14 protein-coding genes are annotated in these 15,813 nt (G+C 69.0%); 6 read left to right on the top strand and 8 right to left on the bottom strand.

Annotated elements, in window-relative coordinates:
* Positions 1–236: 236 nt before the first annotated feature.
* Both ACZ3I4_RS00590 and ACZ3I4_RS00585 read right to left on the bottom strand, forming a co-directional pair.
* Entirely contained in the window at positions 237–533 is a 297-nt protein-coding gene (locus ACZ3I4_RS00590) for a WXG100 family type VII secretion target (protein ID WP_465379710.1), read from the bottom strand.
* Between the two features lie 18 nt (positions 534–551).
* Positions 552–872 (bottom strand): WXG100 family type VII secretion target, encoded by a 321-nt coding sequence (locus ACZ3I4_RS00585; RefSeq protein ID WP_465379709.1) that lies wholly within the window; start codon positions 870–872, stop codon positions 552–554.
* Positions 873–1,185: 313 nt separating this feature from the next.
* Here ACZ3I4_RS00585 and eccE point away from each other — a divergent pair, with 313 nt between their 5' ends.
* The 4 genes from eccE to rarD all read left to right on the top strand — a co-directional run bounded on the left by eccE (position 1,186) and on the right by rarD (position 5,729).
* Entirely contained in the window at positions 1,186–3,039 is a 1,854-nt protein-coding gene (eccE, locus tag ACZ3I4_RS00580) for a type VII secretion protein EccE (RefSeq protein WP_465379708.1), read from the top strand.
* A 464-nt stretch (positions 3,040–3,503) separates the two neighbouring features.
* Positions 3,504–3,884, top strand: coding sequence for a phage holin family protein (locus ACZ3I4_RS00575; RefSeq protein WP_465379707.1), 381 nt, complete (start codon positions 3,504–3,506; stop codon positions 3,882–3,884).
* Between the two features lie 414 nt (positions 3,885–4,298).
* Positions 4,299–4,736, top strand: coding sequence for a GNAT family N-acetyltransferase (locus ACZ3I4_RS00570; protein WP_465379706.1), 438 nt, complete (start codon positions 4,299–4,301; stop codon positions 4,734–4,736).
* Between the two features lie 51 nt (positions 4,737–4,787).
* A complete protein-coding gene (gene rarD, locus ACZ3I4_RS00565; RefSeq protein WP_465379705.1) occupies positions 4,788–5,729 on the top strand; it encodes an EamA family transporter RarD in 942 nt (313 codons plus the stop codon).
* A gap of 15 nt (positions 5,730–5,744) precedes the next feature.
* Here rarD and ACZ3I4_RS00560 read toward each other — a convergent pair whose 3' ends face one another.
* Together ACZ3I4_RS00560 and ACZ3I4_RS00555 are read right to left on the bottom strand one after the other, a co-directional pair.
* Positions 5,745–6,464, bottom strand: a complete 720-nt coding sequence (locus tag ACZ3I4_RS00560) for an anti-sigma factor (RefSeq protein WP_465379704.1) — start codon at positions 6,462–6,464, stop codon at positions 5,745–5,747.
* Positions 6,465–6,552: 88 nt separating this feature from the next.
* Positions 6,553–7,347 (bottom strand): IclR family transcriptional regulator, encoded by a 795-nt coding sequence (locus tag ACZ3I4_RS00555; RefSeq protein WP_465379703.1) that lies wholly within the window; start codon positions 7,345–7,347, stop codon positions 6,553–6,555.
* A 152-nt stretch (positions 7,348–7,499) separates the two neighbouring features.
* On the opposite strand from ACZ3I4_RS00555, the gene ACZ3I4_RS00550 reads away from it, so the two are divergent.
* Together ACZ3I4_RS00550 and ACZ3I4_RS00545 are read left to right on the top strand one after the other, a co-directional pair.
* Complete coding sequence (locus ACZ3I4_RS00550; RefSeq protein WP_465379702.1) at positions 7,500–8,726, top strand: MFS transporter; 1,227 nt, start codon at positions 7,500–7,502, stop codon at positions 8,724–8,726.
* A gap of 612 nt (positions 8,727–9,338) precedes the next feature.
* Entirely contained in the window at positions 9,339–10,337 is a 999-nt protein-coding gene (locus ACZ3I4_RS00545) for a polyprenyl synthetase family protein (RefSeq protein WP_465380429.1), read from the top strand.
* An 81-nt stretch (positions 10,338–10,418) separates the two neighbouring features.
* Here the strand turns inward: ACZ3I4_RS00545 and ACZ3I4_RS00540 are convergent, their stop codons facing one another.
* The 4 genes from ACZ3I4_RS00540 to nuoL form a co-directional block, all read right to left on the bottom strand.
* Complete coding sequence (locus ACZ3I4_RS00540; RefSeq protein ID WP_465379701.1) at positions 10,419–10,541, bottom strand: hypothetical protein; 123 nt, start codon at positions 10,539–10,541, stop codon at positions 10,419–10,421.
* A 265-nt stretch (positions 10,542–10,806) separates the two neighbouring features.
* Positions 10,807–12,339 carry an NADH-quinone oxidoreductase subunit NuoN gene (nuoN, locus tag ACZ3I4_RS00535; RefSeq protein WP_465379700.1) on the bottom strand — a complete coding sequence of 511 codons (1,533 nt, stop codon included), beginning with the start codon at positions 12,337–12,339 and terminating at the stop codon, positions 10,807–10,809.
* Positions 12,340–12,341: 2 nt separating this feature from the next.
* The gene (locus tag ACZ3I4_RS00530) at positions 12,342–13,883 is read right to left on the bottom strand and encodes an NADH-quinone oxidoreductase subunit M (protein WP_465379699.1); all 1,542 of its coding nucleotides are present in this window, start codon (positions 13,881–13,883) and stop codon (positions 12,342–12,344) included.
* Complete coding sequence (nuoL, locus tag ACZ3I4_RS00525; RefSeq protein ID WP_465379698.1) at positions 13,880–15,805, bottom strand: NADH-quinone oxidoreductase subunit L; 1,926 nt, start codon at positions 15,803–15,805, stop codon at positions 13,880–13,882. Before nuoL ends, ACZ3I4_RS00530 begins: the two co-directional genes overlap by 4 nt.
* Positions 15,806–15,813: the final 8 nt, after the last annotated feature.

The raw sequence follows: 15,813 nt of genomic DNA, 5'->3' as shown, positions 1-15,813 counted from the left end.
GTGGTCGAAGCCCTAAGTATGCGTCCGAACGCACTCCGGAACGCGGTTTCGGTCGCTTGAGGCGATCAAACAACAACCGATCGTAGCCGGATCGCCCAGACACACCAGTACGCGTTCGAGGGACAACAAGCTTCGCAAGAACGGACCAAACGGACGGTAGCGTACGCCGGGACAGCGAAACGGCCGGGACAGTCGCATGACTGGTCCGGCCGTTCACGAGTGCGGCGATGCCGCGATCACTGGAAGCGGGCGGTCGCCTGCTTCTCGGTGTTCACGTAGTCGTCGGCCGACTGAGTGACGGCGGACTGGATGTTCTGCAGGATGCTGGTCAGGTCGCTGGCCGACTGACGCCACGTCTCCTGACGGGCGTAGTAGGCCTCCTGCGCCTGGCCGTCCCAGGAGTCGACGAGTCGTTTCGAGTCGCGCTCGAGGTCAGCGAGCTGCTGCTGCAGCGAGCTGATGGCCTTGGAGATGTGGTCGCCCGCTCCGCGCAGCGACTCGAAGTTGACGAGAAGCATTCCGTCACTAGCCATGTCTTTGTCTCCCCCGAATCAGAGCGGAAGCGAGAAGCTGCCGCCGGAGTTGGTCACACGGCTAGCAGCGTCGGTGTCGGTCGAGGTGTAGTTGGTGCCGGACACCCGGATGGACTCCGCGGTGTCGGCCAGAGCCGCGTTGAGCTTCTTGAGGTCGGTCTCGTACTGCACCTTGACCTGCTCGAACGCCACCGCGCCCATGCCCTTCCACGTGCCGCTCAGCTGCGAGAGCTCGCCCATCAGCTTGCTCAGCATCTGCTGAAGCCCCTGATTGACGGTGTCGAAGTTGGTGGCGGCGGCCGCCATCTCATCCGACGTAACTTGCGTTTTTCCGGCCACTCGGAGTCACCCCGCTTTCTCGTTGGGTCGCCGACCTGTCGTGATCCGTAGTGGACGGACGGTGATCATTCACCTGCGACATATCGACGCTGGCCACCAGGCTAACCCCTGACCACAAGCCTCGGGGGGCGGGCCGTGAGCGGCCGACTACTCTTTTCTGACGTCGCCGACCGTAGCGAAACTCGTCAAGCGGCGACAGCCCCGGATCGGGGCCTGTGGATAACTTCCGCTTGTCCACAGGGCACCCCGCCGCTGGTCCGCAGCCCATACGATGGGCGCCTCACAAGGACAGACGCGGGAAGGGTGGTGTGTCGTGACGGTCGGTGTGGCAGGCGATCGGGATTACCGCGACCTCTCCGGTTCCGCCAAACCACTACCCAAGGTCAGCGCGCTGCCGCTCCGACGTGGACGGTTCTTCGGCATCCGGGTCGGCCAGCTCGTTTCCACCCAGGTCGCTGCCGTGGCGGTGGCGCTGGGCGCGGTCAACGGCCCGATCGGGCTGGTCGCCGGGGTCGCCCTGGGCCTGGCCATCCTGGCTCTGACCTGGCTGCGCCTGCGCCGGCGCTGGGCGTTCGAGTGGCTCGGCATCGGTCTCCGCTTCGGCGGCCGTCGTCACTCCGCCGCGGTCGACAACGAGCCGGCCGCACTGCTGCGGTTCCTGTCTCCGGGCGCCCGCGTCGAGCAGACAGAGCTCGCCGGCGACCCGGCGGCGGTCGTCGTCGACGGGCACGGCCTGACCGCCGTGCTCGAGCTCGGCGATCCGGCCGGCCTGCTGGCCGAGGAAGCACCTGACCTGCCCTCCCCGGCCACGCTGCTGCCCTCCGCCGAGGCCGAGCTGCCGCCGGTGCTGATCCAGCTGCTGCTCACCGGGGCGCCTGCACCATCGCTGCGCGCCGGGGCGGGCACGCCGGCCAACTCGTATCGCCAGCTCACCGAGGGCCGCCTGCTCGGGCACAGCCGGGCGCTGCTCGCCGTGCGCGTGCTGCGAGCCGAGGGCTGGTCCGAGGCCGAGCTGCGGCGCTCACTGTCCGGCCTGGTGCGCAAGCTGGTGCGGCGGCTGTCCGCGGTGCCCGCGCGCCCGCTGGGCGAGGCGGCCGCGCTGCGGGTCATCGCCGAGCTCGCCCACGACGACGGCGTCGGCTCCGCCCAGGAGGCGTGGCCCGCCCTGCGGGTCGGCGGCCTGGCCCAGACCACGTTCCGGTTGCGGCGCTGGCCCGATCCGCGGGTCGAGACGTCCCGGCGGCTCGTGTCCCGCCTGCTCACGCTGCCCGCCGCGGCCACGACCGTGTCGCTGATTGCCGGGCCGCAAGCGGCGCACGGTCCCGTTCCGCTCGACATGACCGTCCGGCTGGCCGCGCCCGAGCCCCAGTCGCTGGGCGTCGCCACCCAGGCGTTGCGCAAGCTGTTGTCCGGCGAGCAGGCAAGCGCGCAGCGCCTCGACGGTGAACACCTGCAGGGCCTCTTCGCCACGCTGCCGCTGGGTGGCCGGCCGAGTGCCGTGCCCGGCCTCCCCGCCGACGGCGTGCAGCCGGCCGAGCTGCTCGAGGGCCTCCAGCTGCCGGTCGGCACGTCGGGCCTGATGCTGGGCCGCAACCGCCACGGCAGCCCCGTCGTGATCCGCCTGTTCCGACCCGAGCCGACGCGGGCCCTGTTGATCGGTGGCGTTCGGGCCGCCCAGCTGGTGGCACTGCGCGCGATGGCCCTGGGCGCCCGCGTGGTGGTGCAGACGGCTCGGCCCCGGTCGTGGGAGCCGTTCGTCCGCGGGGCCGCCGTCCCCGGCGAGTCGATCGCCGTCGTGCCACCAGGCCGCCCCATCGAGATAGCTCCCGGCTCCGCCCTGCACCCGCTGCTGATCGTCGTCGACATCGGCCCAGTGGGCGCCGACAACCGCCCTGGCGACGGCTGGCAGGCCACGCTCGTGGTCCGTGACGAGTTCTCGGGCGTCGACGTCGACGTCGCGTCCCGGGCCGACCTCCTGATCCTCCAGCCGCTGCGCCCCGAGGAAGCAACCCTCATCGGCGGCGCCCTCGGCCTGGGCGAGGTCGCCCAGTGGATGACCCGCATCCGCCCCGACATGGTCGGCGTGGTCAACCGCCGCGCGGTCCGCTGGGCAGCGCTGGCCCACACCCCCATCGAGGCCCAGCTGATCGGCCCTCCGGGCCGCTGACCCGTCGACCCCGCTGACCGGCCGCTTACGGACCGGGAACAGCGTTGCCAGCCACCGACCGGCGGCTGCGGCCGTGGCCTGCCTCGCCGCTGCCGCTACGGCGACCGGCGGCGACCGGCAGCGGCTACGGCTTAACCAGCAAGCCACGGCCCCGTGACTGGGTGGCCGGGGCCGGCGGCGGCTGGCCGGTCGACAGCTACATCTGTGACCAGCAGACCGCGGCTGGCGACCGGCGGCTACGGCTGTGACCTGCAGGCCGCGGCCCGTGACCGGCGGCTGACGGCTGCAATGGTGGTGGCCTGTCATCCATCCCCGGCGCCTCCGCAACCAGTCGTGGCGCTCGGGCACGGCGGATCGCTCAAGTCAGCGAAGCCGATCGATATGCGCTGTTTGGGGCAACGACATGGGCAAGATCGGGGAGTGTTGCGGCTGCGGGTGGCGTGATCGTGGCACCATTCCGGGCCATGGGCCTCATCATTCGGCTTCTTATCACGGCGTTCTCGCTGTGGCTGGCCACCGTCCTGATCGACGGCATCGAACTGACCACCGACAAAGTGTCGGAACAGATCATCACGCTGTTGATCGTGGCGGTCATCTTCGGCGTGATCAACGCGGTGCTGCGGCCGATCATCAAGGTCGTGGGCTGCGGCTTCTACGTGGTCACGCTCGGGCTGATCGCGCTGGTCGTCAACGGTGCGCTGTTCATGCTGACCAGCTGGATCGCCGGCCGGTTCGAGCTGCCGTTCCACGTCGACGAGTTCTGGCCTAGCGCCGTACTCGGCGCGCTGCTCGTCGGCGTCGTCAGCTGGCTGCTCAACATGCTCGTCCCCGACGGCGACGACTGATCGCCGCGACCCCAACCGGGCGGCGGCCGCTCCGCAGACCGTCGGCAACCCGGCGTCGCCCCAGACCGTCAGCAACCCGCAGCTCGGCAATCCCTCAGCGACCCGCGGCTCCGCAGACGGCGGCACCCCGCGGCTGCCCCGGCCGTCAGTAACGCGCGGCTGCCCAGACCGCCGGCAACCCGCGGCTGCCCAGACCGCTGGAAACCCGTTGCTGCGCGTACCGCCGTAGGCGACGGCAACCCGCGAGCTGCGACCGGGTGGGTGCCTGACGCTGGCGCGGACTGCGCAGGCGACCGGGTCGGGCTCATTCTTCGTGCCACTGCGGGCGGTGAGGGCCATCGGCGCGGCGACACCGTACGGCGGGTTGCGGGAATGGGCTGGCGGGCGGGGGATCTTGCGGCTTGACTCGGCTGCGTGCTGCACGAACTTCGCGATGACGGGTATGAGCTGAGCTCCGCGCGGGAGCGAATTGACCTTTTGAGAGTGCACCGATGGCTTTCCACCGATGCGTACTGGGCCATGGGACGGACCCTCGAACTCATGCGGGCCGCCCTCGACGGGTCTGAGGCGTACGGGATCTACGACCGTGACGGGCAGCAGGTGGCCGTGGCCCGCGTGGTGACTGACGGGGCCGTCTTTGCTTATCTCTGTGACGTCTACGTTGATCGGGCACACCGGGGGCGCGGGCTTGGCGGGTGGCTCGTTCGGCATCTGCGCGACCACTACGCGTCCCGTGGGCTCAGTCGGTTCCTGCTGGTCACCCGGGACGCGCACGCCGTCTATGCGCCGTACGGATTCAGCGAGGTGGAGCCGGGCCGCTGGATGGAGTGCAACCTGCGGGCGCGGTCGTGAGGTGGGCCATAAGCAAGGACCGAAACACGGCCGGGACCTTACGGTGAGGGCATGAGCGACGAACGGCGCGGATTCCTCTACGGCCTCGCGGCGTACGGGCTGTGGGGGTTCTTCCCGATCTATTTCAAGCACCTGCAGCCGGCTTCACCGCTGGAGATCCTCGCGCACCGGGTCATCTGGTCGGTGCTGTTCGTCAGTCTGCTGCTTGCGGCCATGCGGAACTGGGTCTTCCTCAAACGGCTGCTCCGCTCGCCCAAGCTGCTTGGCGGCCTGGTGCTCGCGGCCCTGCTCATCGGCGTGAACTGGGGCGCCTACATTTATGGCGTCAACTCGGAGCGGGTTGTCGAGACGGCGCTCGGCTACTTCATCACGCCGCTGGTCATCGTGCTGCTGGGCGTGACCGTGCAGCGCGAGCGGGTGCACCTGTTGCAGTGGGTGGCGGTCGGTGTCGGCATGGTCGCCGTGGCCGTGCTGACCGTCGACTACGGTCACCTGCCGTACATCGCCCTCATTCTGGCGGCCAGCTTCGGCACCTACAGCCTGGTCAAGAAGCGTATGTCGCTACCGCCGGCCGAGGGGTTGTTCGTCGAGTCGTCGGTGCTGGCGTTGCCGGCGCTGGCGTACGTCGCGTGGCTGACGGCGGCCGGCGACGCCGAGTTCGGGCACGTCTCGGCCACGCACACCGCGCTCATGATCTTTTCGGGGCTGGCCACCGCGCTGCCGTTGCTGCTGTTCGCGGCCGCGGCCAACCGGGTGCCGATGGTGCAGATCGGGATTCTGCAGTACGTGGCGCCGATCCTTCAGCTCGCCGTCGGCCTGCTGATCTATCACGAGCCGATGCCGCCGGCCCGCCTCGCCGGATTCGCCCTCGTGTGGGTCGCGCTGATCATCTTTACGGTCGACGCGCTGCGCCGCCGCCCCCGCCGGAAAGGGACGGCGGCCGATCCGACGGCCGCCACCGTCGAACCGGCCACCACCCTGCCACCCCGCTGACCAGGAATCAGAAGGTCAGGGGACGTCGTAGGCGAGCAGCGCCTTTCCGTCGAACTGCACCAATTCGAGCCGGGAAAGGGTGTCACTCCCGAAATGGGTGACGCTGTTCATCGTGAACTCCGCGCCGGGCGTCGCCTGCCAGGAGCCGATCTGCTCCTTCTGCTCGTCGGGACCGTAGGCGATCATGCGGAACGTGTACGGCCGGGAGGCGGTAGCGCTGTAGGAACAGAGCAGGTCCACTTTGGTGCCACCGGGAGTGCTGGTCAGGCGGACCGAGGCGGTGACCGGCGACGACCTCTGCATCGCGGTCATCGCGACGGCGGGACCGGTGGGCGGGGCGGCCGGAGCGGCGTTGTCACGCGTCCAGGCGAAGACCCCGATGCCGATCAGCGCCACCAGCACCACGGCCGCGGCGCTGCTCAGGACCCGTACGCGGAAAGCTTTGCCGTTCTTCCGACGCTTGGCATCGGGGGCCAGGGTCTGCCACTCGCTGGTCGCCCAGTCGCGGAAAGCGGCTCCCGGGTGACCCTCACCGCTGGTCAGCGACGGGTCGAGGAGCTTGGCGAACTCCTTGGCGTCGAGCCGGGACAACAGGTCGGGCAGGGCCGAGATGTCGGCAACCGCCTCGCGGCAGAACGAGCATGTGGCGAGATGCCCCTCGTACGCCGCCCGTTCGGCCGGCGACAGAGCGCCCAGCACATACGCCCCGTCGTCGTGCTCGTGCTCGCAGTGCACCCGTCACCACCCTCCGCCGATGCCCCCCTTGCACCCTGTCTTACGGGGCGGAGCGGCCTGAGGTTCAACGGAGTCTTAGGTACGCATGTCAGGCCGTGGCCGACTCGCCCGCGGAGAGCGCTTCGGCGACATTTCGGGCGGCCGCGGTCAGCTTCGCCCGTACGACGCGCGCCGAAGTGAGCATCTCGGCCGCCGGCAAGGCGCACGCGAGCACCAGGCGGCGTTCGATGTCGCGGTCGGAGATGACCAGAACCGAAGCACAAGCCAGGCCCTGACGGAACTGGCCCATCTCGAGCTGCATGCCCCGTCGTTCACCGGCCGCGAGATCGGCCTCGAGCGCCTCGGCGGTGGTGAGCGTGGCCGGGGTGAAGGCGCGCATGCCGTAGTCGCGCAGGTAACGCGCCCGCTGATCGGGGGTGAGCGTGGCCAGCAGCGCCTTGCCGAGCGCGGTGGCGTGGCCGCCCTCGTCGAAGCCGGGCGACATGTCGTCGATGAACGGCGATCGGGCGCCCTCGGCCGACGCGGTCACCGCTATGCGACCGCCGACGAAGCGACCCAGATAGTGGCTGTAACCGCTGTCGAGCGCGGCCCGCCGCAACGCCTCCCCCACCGCGGGCGGCCCCCGGAAGGCGGAGACCAGCTCCCGATACCTGTCCGCGATCTCCAGACCCACGATGTACGTGCCGTCCTCACGGCGGATCACGTAACCCTCATAGGCCAGGGTGCGCACAAGGTGGTACGTCGTCGCGACGGTCAACTCGCACCGTCGCGCTATCTGCTTCACGGTGAGTCCGCGGGGGGCCCGGCCGACCGACTCGAGCACGCGCAAGGCGCGTGACACGCTCCGAATCAGGTCGGACGGCTCCGCCAGGGGGTCGCGCACAGCTACCTCCGACGCCAGGGACTTACACCATATGAATAATCTTCCTCCGAGGGAATGCCAAAAGCATGTGGATCACGATCGATTTGCACGACGCGTGTGGTCATTAGCACTCTGAGCGCACGGATGCATTCTGTCGGCCTAGTCTGCGATTGATGGCGAAGCTCGGGATCGTTACTTCAGCGAGCACGCCGACCAGCGCGTTCCGTGCCTCCGCGGGCGCGCTGACGACGACGATCGCGGTGAGCGTCCCGGTCTTCCTCGTCGGCGGGCTCGCGGTGCAGATCGGCGACGAGCTCGAGTTCTCCCCGGCCGGACTCGGGCTGGCGGTGTCGGCGTACTTCGGCGCGAGCGCACTCGCTTCCATTCCCGCCGGCCGTCTCGTCGAGCGCTACGGGGCAACCCCGGTGTTGCGGGCCGGAATCGGGCTCGCGGTGGCCTCGTTGCTGGGCGTAGCCGCCTTCGCGAATACATTGTGGAGTCTCATCGCGATCCTGGCCCTCGGCGCCGGTGCGAACGCGATGGGTCAGCTCGCCAGCAACACGACCCTGTCCCGGCACGTGCCGCCGCGCCGGCAGGGACTCTCGTTCGGCATCAAGCAGGCGGCCATCCCGGTGGCGACGCTTCTCTCCGGGGCGGCGGTGCCGGCCGTCGCGCTGACCCTGGGCTGGCGGTGGGCGTTCGTCTTCGTGGCGGTGCTCGCGGCGTCCGCCCTCCTGCTCGTACCGGCCGAACCGGCCACCTCACGACGTACGGCCACCAAGCCCGCGAAACGGGCCACGGGAGCGCTGATCGTCGTCGGCATCGCAGCCACGCTCGCCGCCGCGGCAGCCAACGCGTTGGGCACGTTCCTCGTCGATTCGGCGGTAGCTCGCGGTATTTCTCCGGGTCCGGCCGGTCTGTCCCTCACCCTCGGTAGTGCCGTCTGCGTGATGGCGCGCATCCTCGGCGGCTGGCTCGCCGACCGTCGGCCGGACCGGACGATCGCGGTCATCGCCGGCCTGCTGCTGACCGGAGCCGCGGGCTTGGGCTTGCTCGCCGTGCCGGGCAACGTGCCGCTGGTCGCGGGTGTGGTGCTCGGCTTCGGTTTCGGCTGGTCGTGGCCCGGGCTGATGAACTTCGCGGTGGTCCGGCTGCACCCGCAGGCTCCGGCGGCGGCCACGTCGATCACACAGACCGGGGTGTACGCCGGGGGCTGCATCGGCCCGCTCGGGTTGGGCACGCTGGCTACGGCCACGAACTACCCGACGATGTGGTTCGTCGCCGCGGTCGCCATGCTGGCCGCAGCCGGTGCCATGCTGCTGGGTAGCCATCTGTTGCGTCGTCACGCCCCACAGCCGACCGACGCCGGGGCGGGCACGGCCGACGCGCATAACGCGTAGCCCCGGTCTTGCCAGTGCACGCCTGACACCGGCTGTGGGCTGGCTCGCCGCCCGATCCCGCTGCGCCGGGCCACGTGCGACACCGCGCTACTGACTCGTCGCGCCGGCCTGCTGGGACGCACACATCGTCCGGAGCGGCGGCCACGAGCTCGGAGTACTCATTACGCACCGCCCGCTCGGACCGCGACGTCACGGGCTTGTGAGGACCGTCAGGTGCAGCGGGCCGGTCGGCCCGGGTGACCGCCCACCACGGCCGGAGGGCGCGCTGCGGCCCGGTGACTCACGCACGTCGCGAGGCACCCCGCGAGCCGCCCCGATGCGGTTGTGGGAGCCGGCGAGGCGTACGTCATCGGCGTTGATCTTGGTAGTTGTTTCAAGATCGCTGTTCAGCCACCGCCTCCCCCGCCCGCCCATGGGAAACGTGGGGGGACTCTATCGCTTGGAAGGGGTCGCCGGCCGGTTGTCCACAGGCGGGAGCGGGTTATCCACAGGGCGGTTCCGGCAAATGGCGTACGTGTGCCAGATCTTGATTTTGATCTTGCTGCCGCGACCCCTGGGGCCGTGACTGTCGAACCCATGTGGCATCGTGAAAGCGTGGTGAGCACCGGTGACATGACGCTGTCGTCGCTCGGCCTCGACATCGATCCCGCGGTCGATGCGTCGGTGTCGGCGACGCTGACCGCCGTCGAGGAAGCGCTGAGGGCGAATGTGGCCAGCGCCGATCCGCTGGTGGCGGAGGCTGCGCGGCATCTCGCCGATGCGGGCGGCAAGCGGTTCCGCCCGATGCTGGTGGCGTTGGGGGCGCAGTTCGGCGATGCGACCACGCCAGAGATCGTCGCGGCGGCAAATGTGGTCGAGCTGACCCACCTGGCCACGCTCTATCACGACGACGTCATGGACGAGGCGCCCGTGCGGCGCGGCGCCCCGAGCGCGAATTCGCGTTGGGGCAACTCGGTGGCGATTCTTGTCGGCGATTATCTGTTCGCGCAGGCGGCCGATCTGGCCGCCTCACTCGGGCCCGAGGCGGTGCACCTGCAGGCGCGCACGTTCGCGCGGCTCGTGCACGGGCAGATCGCCGAGACGGTGGGCCCGCGCGGCAGCGACCCCATCGAGCACTACCTGCACGTGATCACGGAGAAGACGGCCTCGCTGATCGCCACGTCGGCGCGGTTCGGCGGTCTGTTTTCGGGGGCCCCGGCCGCATACGTCGAGGCCCTGGCGGGCTATGGCGAGACCATCGGCATCGCGTTCCAGCTCTCCGACGACCTGCTCGACATCGCTTCCGAGTCGGTGCAGTCGGGCAAGACCCCGGGCACCGACCTGCGTGAGGGCGTTCCGACGCTGCCGGTGCTCTACGCGCTGGCCGGCGACGACACCGACGCGTCCGCGGTTCGGCTGCGCGAGCTGCTCGCCAGCGGCCCGATCACCGATGACGGCCTGCACGCCGAGGCGTTGACGCTGCTGCGCGAGTCGGCCGCGATGAAAAGGGCGCGCGAGACCGTGCGCACCTATGCCGAGGAGGCGCGCGCCCAGCTGGCGCCGCTGCCCGACGGTGACGCGAAGCGCGCGCTCGAGGGCCTGTGCAACTTCATCGCCGACCGCACGAGCTGAACCACGCCGACTGCACCGGCTGCATTTGAGGGGTGGCCTTGCGGGGCCGGCAGTTCACCGGCCCCGCAGACACGACGGTGACTAGCGCCAGATGCCGAGCTCGTGCAGCGTGCTGACGACGGTCGTGAGGCCGGTAATGATCTGCATCGCCCACGCAGCGACCTGCATGCGGTGAGGACGCTCGTTCTTCTTGTTCTGATCCATCCTGACTCCCCTTCACTCTGCTACCTCGACAGCCGGCCCATCGGGTGATGGGCACAGATCTCCTGCGGAGACCGGTTCGAGGCAGTGGTGAGGGAGTTAGGTCACGACGGAACTCCTGTCGGTCAATGTGGATCAGAAGCGCGGTTGCGCCGGATCAGATTGGCATCGCCGCCTCAAGATCACAAGAACTTCTCGCCCGATAGTGGGACGAGGAAACGAGAGAGCCCCGGGCCGTGACGGCCCGGGGCTACCAAAATCAGGCTGGTCAGCGGACGAACTGGGCCGCGTCTCGGGTCAGGTCGATCAGCGGGGCCGGGACGACGCCCAGGGCGATCGTGGCGGCCACGCCGATGACCAGGGCGGCCGACGTGAGGAAGCCCGGGATGGACACCGTCGGCGTCGACTCGTTGGGCTCGGAGAGCCACATCATGACGACCACCCGCAGGTACGGGAACGCCAGCAGCATGCTGGTGATCACGCCGAAGATGACCAGCCACGTCTGGCCGCCCTCGATCGCCGCCCCGAAGACCGCGAACTTGCTGGTGAAGCCGCTGGTCAGTGGGATACCGGCGAAGGCCAGCAGGATGAAGGTGAAGGTCGCGGCGAACAGCGGGCTCTTGCGGCCCAGCCCGGCCCAGCGGGCGAGGTGGGTGGCCTCCCCGTCGGCGTCGCGCACCAGGGTGACGATGCCGAAGGCGGCGAGGACCGAGAAGCCGTACGCCACCAGGTAGAACATCGTGCTGCTGAGGCCCTCCTCGTTGAGCGCGAGGACGCCGACCAGCAGGTAGCCGGCGTTCGCGACCGAGGAGTAGGCCAGCAGGCGCTTCATGTCGGTCTGGGTGACCGCCAGGATCGCGCCGGTCAGCATCGTGAGCACCGCGATCACGCCCAGCACGGGCTGGAAGTCCCAGCGTACGCCGTCGAAGGCGACGTACAGGATCCGCAGCAGCGCGCCGAACGCGGCGACCTTGGTGCAGGCGGCCATCAGCGCGGTGACCGGAGTCGGAGCGCCCTGGTAGACGTCCGGCGTCCAGACGTGGAACGGCGCCAGGGCCGCCTTGAAGAGCAGACCGATCGAGATCAGCGCCAGGCCCGCGTAGAGGAGGATCTGGCTGCGCTGCGGGTCGACCACGGCCGCGTGCACCTGGCCGAGCGAGATGCCGCCGGCGAAGCCGTAGACGAGCGCCACGCCGAACAGGAAGAACGCCGAGGCGTACGAGCCGAGCAGGAAGTACTTGAGCGCGGCTTCCTGGCTGAGCAGGCGACGACGGCGGGCGAGCGCGCACATCAGGTACAGCGGCAGCGAGAACACCTCGAGCGCGATGAACATGGTGAGCAGGTCGTTCGCGGCGACGAAGAGCATCATGCCGCCGAGCGCGAACATGGTCAGCGGGTAGACCTCGGTCATGCCGGGCTGGTCGCCGGCCTGCTTGAGGTCCTTCTGCGAGCCCACCGTGATGGCCGCCTGCGACACGAACGGGCCGCCGCGCTCGATCGAACGCTCGCCGATCAGCATCAGCGAGACCAGACCCAGCACGAGCAGCGCACCCTGCAGGAAGACGGTGGGACCGTCGACGGCGACCGCGCCGCCGATCGTGATCTTCCGGGTGTTGTGCTGGACGACCACGGCCACGAACGACGCCGCAATGGCCAGGAACCCGAGGGTCAGCTGGATCGCGTGGCGCGAGCGCCGGGGTGCGAAGACCTCGATCAGGATGCCGACGCACGCCGCCCCGAAGAGGATCAGCATCGGCAGCAGCGCGCCGTAGTCGATGCTGGGCAGGTTGAGCTCTCCCATGGCTAGCGCGCCACCCTTTCGTTAGCGACGACCGACGTCGGGCCCGGGTCCTGGACGCCGACGTCCTGCATGGTCGCCTGCACCGCCGGGTTGATCACGTCGGTGACCGGCTTGGGATAGAAGCCGAGCAGAATGATCAGCAGGATCAGCGGAGCCACCACGACCTTCTCGCGAAGCGTGATGTCCTTCTTCATCTCCGGCACCTCGGCGAGGGCCGGGTTGAGGGTGCCCTGCGTGGTGCGCTGCACCATCCAGAGCACGTAGGCGGCGGCCAGGATGATGCCGGCCGTGGCCACCACCGCGTACGCCGGGTGCACGGTGAAGGTGCCGATCAGCACGAGGAACTCGCTGATGAACGGGGCCGTGCCGGGCAGCGCGAGCGAGGCCAGACCGGCGAAGAAGAACACCCCGGCCAGGACCGGGACGAGCTTGCCGGCGCCGCCGAAGTCGCTGATCAGGTTGGAGCCGCGGCGGGCGACGAACATGCCGACCACGATGAACAGCAGGCCGGTCGCGAGACCGTGGTTGACCATGTAGAGCACCGATCCGGTGCCGGCCTGCGTGGTGAAGGCGAAGATGCCGACGCCGATGAAACCGAAGTGCGCGATCGACGTGTACGACACCAGGCGCTTGAGATCGTTCTGGCCGACCGCGAGCAGCGCGGCGTAGATGATCCCGATGACGCCGAGCACCAGGGCGGCGGGCGCGAACCAGCGGGACGCCTCCGGGAACAGCGGGAGGCAGTAGCGCAGGATGCCGAACGTGCCGACCTTGTCCATGACGCCGACGAGCAGCGCCGCGGCACCGGCCGGGGCCGCACCACCGGCGTCCGGGAGCCAGGTGTGGAACGGGAAGAACGGCGCCTTGATCGCGAAGGCGACGAAGAACCCGAGGAAGAGCCAGCGGGCGGTGCCCTGGTCGATCGACGCGGCGACCTCGGTCAGCTTGCCGAAGTCGAACGTGTTGCCGCCGACCACCCACAGCCCGATGACCGCGGCCAGCATGAACAGACCGCCGACCAGGCTGTAGAGGAAGAACTTGACCGCCGCGTACTGGCGTCGCGGGCCACCGAACGACCCGATGATGAAGTACATCGGGATGAGCATGATCTCGAAGAACACGTAGAACAGGAAGATGTCGGCGGCCGCGAAGACCCCGATCATCGTGAACTCGAAGGCCAGCAGCAGCGCGAAGTACGTCGGGGCCGAGCGGTTGCTCTTGTCGACGTCGTGCCAGGACGCCAGGATCACGACCGGGAACAGGATCGCGATCAGCATCAGCATGACGAGCGCGATGCCGTCGGCGGCGAACGTGAACCGGGCGTCCCAGGACGGGATCCAGGCGTACGACTCGTGGAACTGGAAGCGGTCGCCGTCGACCTTGAAAGCGATCCACATGAAGATGCTGAGCACCAGCACGACAAGCGACCAGGCGAGCGCGACGATCTTGGCGAGCTCGGCCTTGGCCCGGGGGATCAGCGCCACGACGATGGCGCCCACCAGGGGCAGCAGCGTCAGGATGGACAGAAACGGAAAGTCGTTCACGCCAACCACCCAAGCTGGATCGCGAGGAAGGCGCCGACGACAAGGACGGCACCGGTGAGCATCGAGAGGGCGTACGAGCGGACGAAGCCGGTCTGGAGCCTGCGGAGCCGGCCGGAGCTTCCGCCGATGCCGGCCGCGATGCCGTTGACCAGACCGTCGATGCCCTTGTTGTCGAGGAAGACCAGCGCCCGGGTCAGATAGATGCCGGGGCGCTCGAACACCGCCTCGTTGACCGCGTCGGTGTAGAGGTTGCGGCGGGCCGCGGTGACGACGATCCCGGCCGGCTGCTCCTGCAGGGCCGTGCCCCGGCGGAACATCGCCCAGGCCAGACCCGCGCCCAGCACCGAGATCACGATGCCCAGGATCTGGATCAGCGTGTGCGGCATGACCGCCTCGTGGTGGGTCTCCTCGGGGCCGAAGACCGGCTCGAGCCAGCCCGGCACCGAGGTCGACATGAGCCAGCCGGCGCCGATCGAGCCCAGAGCCAGCAGCATCAGGGGCACGGTCATGATGAACGGCGACTCGTGCGGGTGCTTGTTGTCCTCGGTGTACCGCTCCGGCCCGTGGAACGTCAGCACGAACAGGCGGGTCATGTAGAACGCGGTCAGACCCGCGCCGAGCAGCGCCGCCATGCCGTACAGCCAGGAAGTCCAGTCGCCGCGCTCGAACGCCGCCGCGATGATCGGCTCCTTGGAGAAGTAGCCGGACAGCGGCGGGATTCCGATGATCGCCAGCCAGCCCATCATGAAGGTGAGCCAGGTCCACTTCATGTATTTGCGCAGGCCGCCGAAGCGCCGGATGTCCACCTGGTCGTGCATGCCGTGCATGACCGAGCCGGCGCCGAGGAACATGTTGGCCTTGAAGAAGCCGTGGGCCAGCAGGTGGATGATCGCCAGCGCGTACGCCCCGCCGCCGAGCCCGACGCCGAGGAACATGTAACCGATCTGGCTCACGGTCGACCAGGCCAGCACCCGCTTGATGTCGTCCTTGGCCGCGCCGATGATGCAGCCCATCAGCAGCGTGAGCGCGCCCACGCTGACCACGACCGTCTGCAGCGTGGTGTTCGCGGTGAAGATCGCGTTGGACCGGGCGATCAGGTAGACGCCCGCGGTGACCATCGTCGCCGCGTGGATCAGGGCCGAGACCGGGGTCGGGCCCTCCATCGCGTCGGGCAACCACGCCTGCAGCGGGAACTGACCGGACTTACCGGCCGCGCCCAGCAGCAGAAGCAGACCCATGATCAGTACGGTCGTCGAGCTCAGCGCGCTGACGTTTCCGAAGACCTCGTCGTACTGGGTGGTGCCGAGCGTGGCGAACATCAGGAAGATGCCGATGGCCAGGCCGGCGTCGCCGACCCGGTTCATCAGGAACGCCTTCTTGCCGGCGGTGGCCGCGGACGGCCGGGTGTACCAGAACGAGATCAGCAGGTACGACGCGAGACCCACGCCCTCCCAGCCGAAGTAGAGCATCACGTAGTTGTTGCCGAGAACCAGCAGCAACATCGCCGCGACGAAGAGGTTGAAGTAGGCGAAGAACTTCCGCCGGCCCGGGTCGTGCTCCATGTAGCCGACCGCGTACAGGTGGATCAGCGAGCCGACGCCCGTGATCAGCAGGACGAACACGCCGGCCAGCGGGTCGAACAGCAACCCGAAGTCGACGCGCAGGTTCCCGACGGCGATGAAGTCCCACAGGCTCAGCTCGGCCGACCGCTGTTCCGGGTCGAGACCGCGCAGGTTGAAGAAGAAGATCAACCCAAGCACGAAGGAGGCAGCCACCGCGAGGACGCCGAGCCAGTGCCCCCACTTGTCGGCCCGCTTGCCCAGGAGCAGCAAGATCGCGGCGCTGACCAGCGGAATGGCGACAAGCAGCCAGATACCGCTCAGCGCCCCCGTCGCGTGGGCGTACTCCACTGTTGGTTCCACGTGAAGGC

It is taken from the genome of Actinoplanes sp. NPDC021490 (assembly GCF_055562135.1).
This window is presented reverse-complemented; position numbering and strand designations above follow the sequence as displayed.

Excerpts from the sequence above, each read along its gene's own strand:
- nuoN (WP_465379700.1), bottom strand. The coding sequence starts at position 12,339 with ATGGGAGAGCTCAACCTGCCCAGCATCGACTACGGCGCGCTGCTGCCG.
- ACZ3I4_RS00540 (WP_465379701.1), bottom strand. The coding sequence starts at position 10,541 with ATGGATCAGAACAAGAAGAACGAGCGTCCTCACCGCATGCAGGTCGCT.
- rarD (WP_465379705.1), top strand. The coding sequence starts at position 4,788 with ATGAGCGACGAACGGCGCGGATTCCTCTACGGCCTCGCGGCGTACGGG.
- ACZ3I4_RS00590 (WP_465379710.1), bottom strand. The coding sequence starts at position 533 with ATGGCTAGTGACGGAATGCTTCTCGTCAACTTCGAGTCGCTGCGCGGA.
- ACZ3I4_RS00545 (WP_465380429.1), top strand. The coding sequence starts at position 9,339 with ATGACGCTGTCGTCGCTCGGCCTCGACATCGATCCCGCGGTCGATGCG.
- ACZ3I4_RS00550 (WP_465379702.1), top strand. The coding sequence starts at position 7,500 with ATGGCGAAGCTCGGGATCGTTACTTCAGCGAGCACGCCGACCAGCGCG.
- ACZ3I4_RS00575 (WP_465379707.1), top strand. The coding sequence starts at position 3,504 with ATGGGCCTCATCATTCGGCTTCTTATCACGGCGTTCTCGCTGTGGCTG.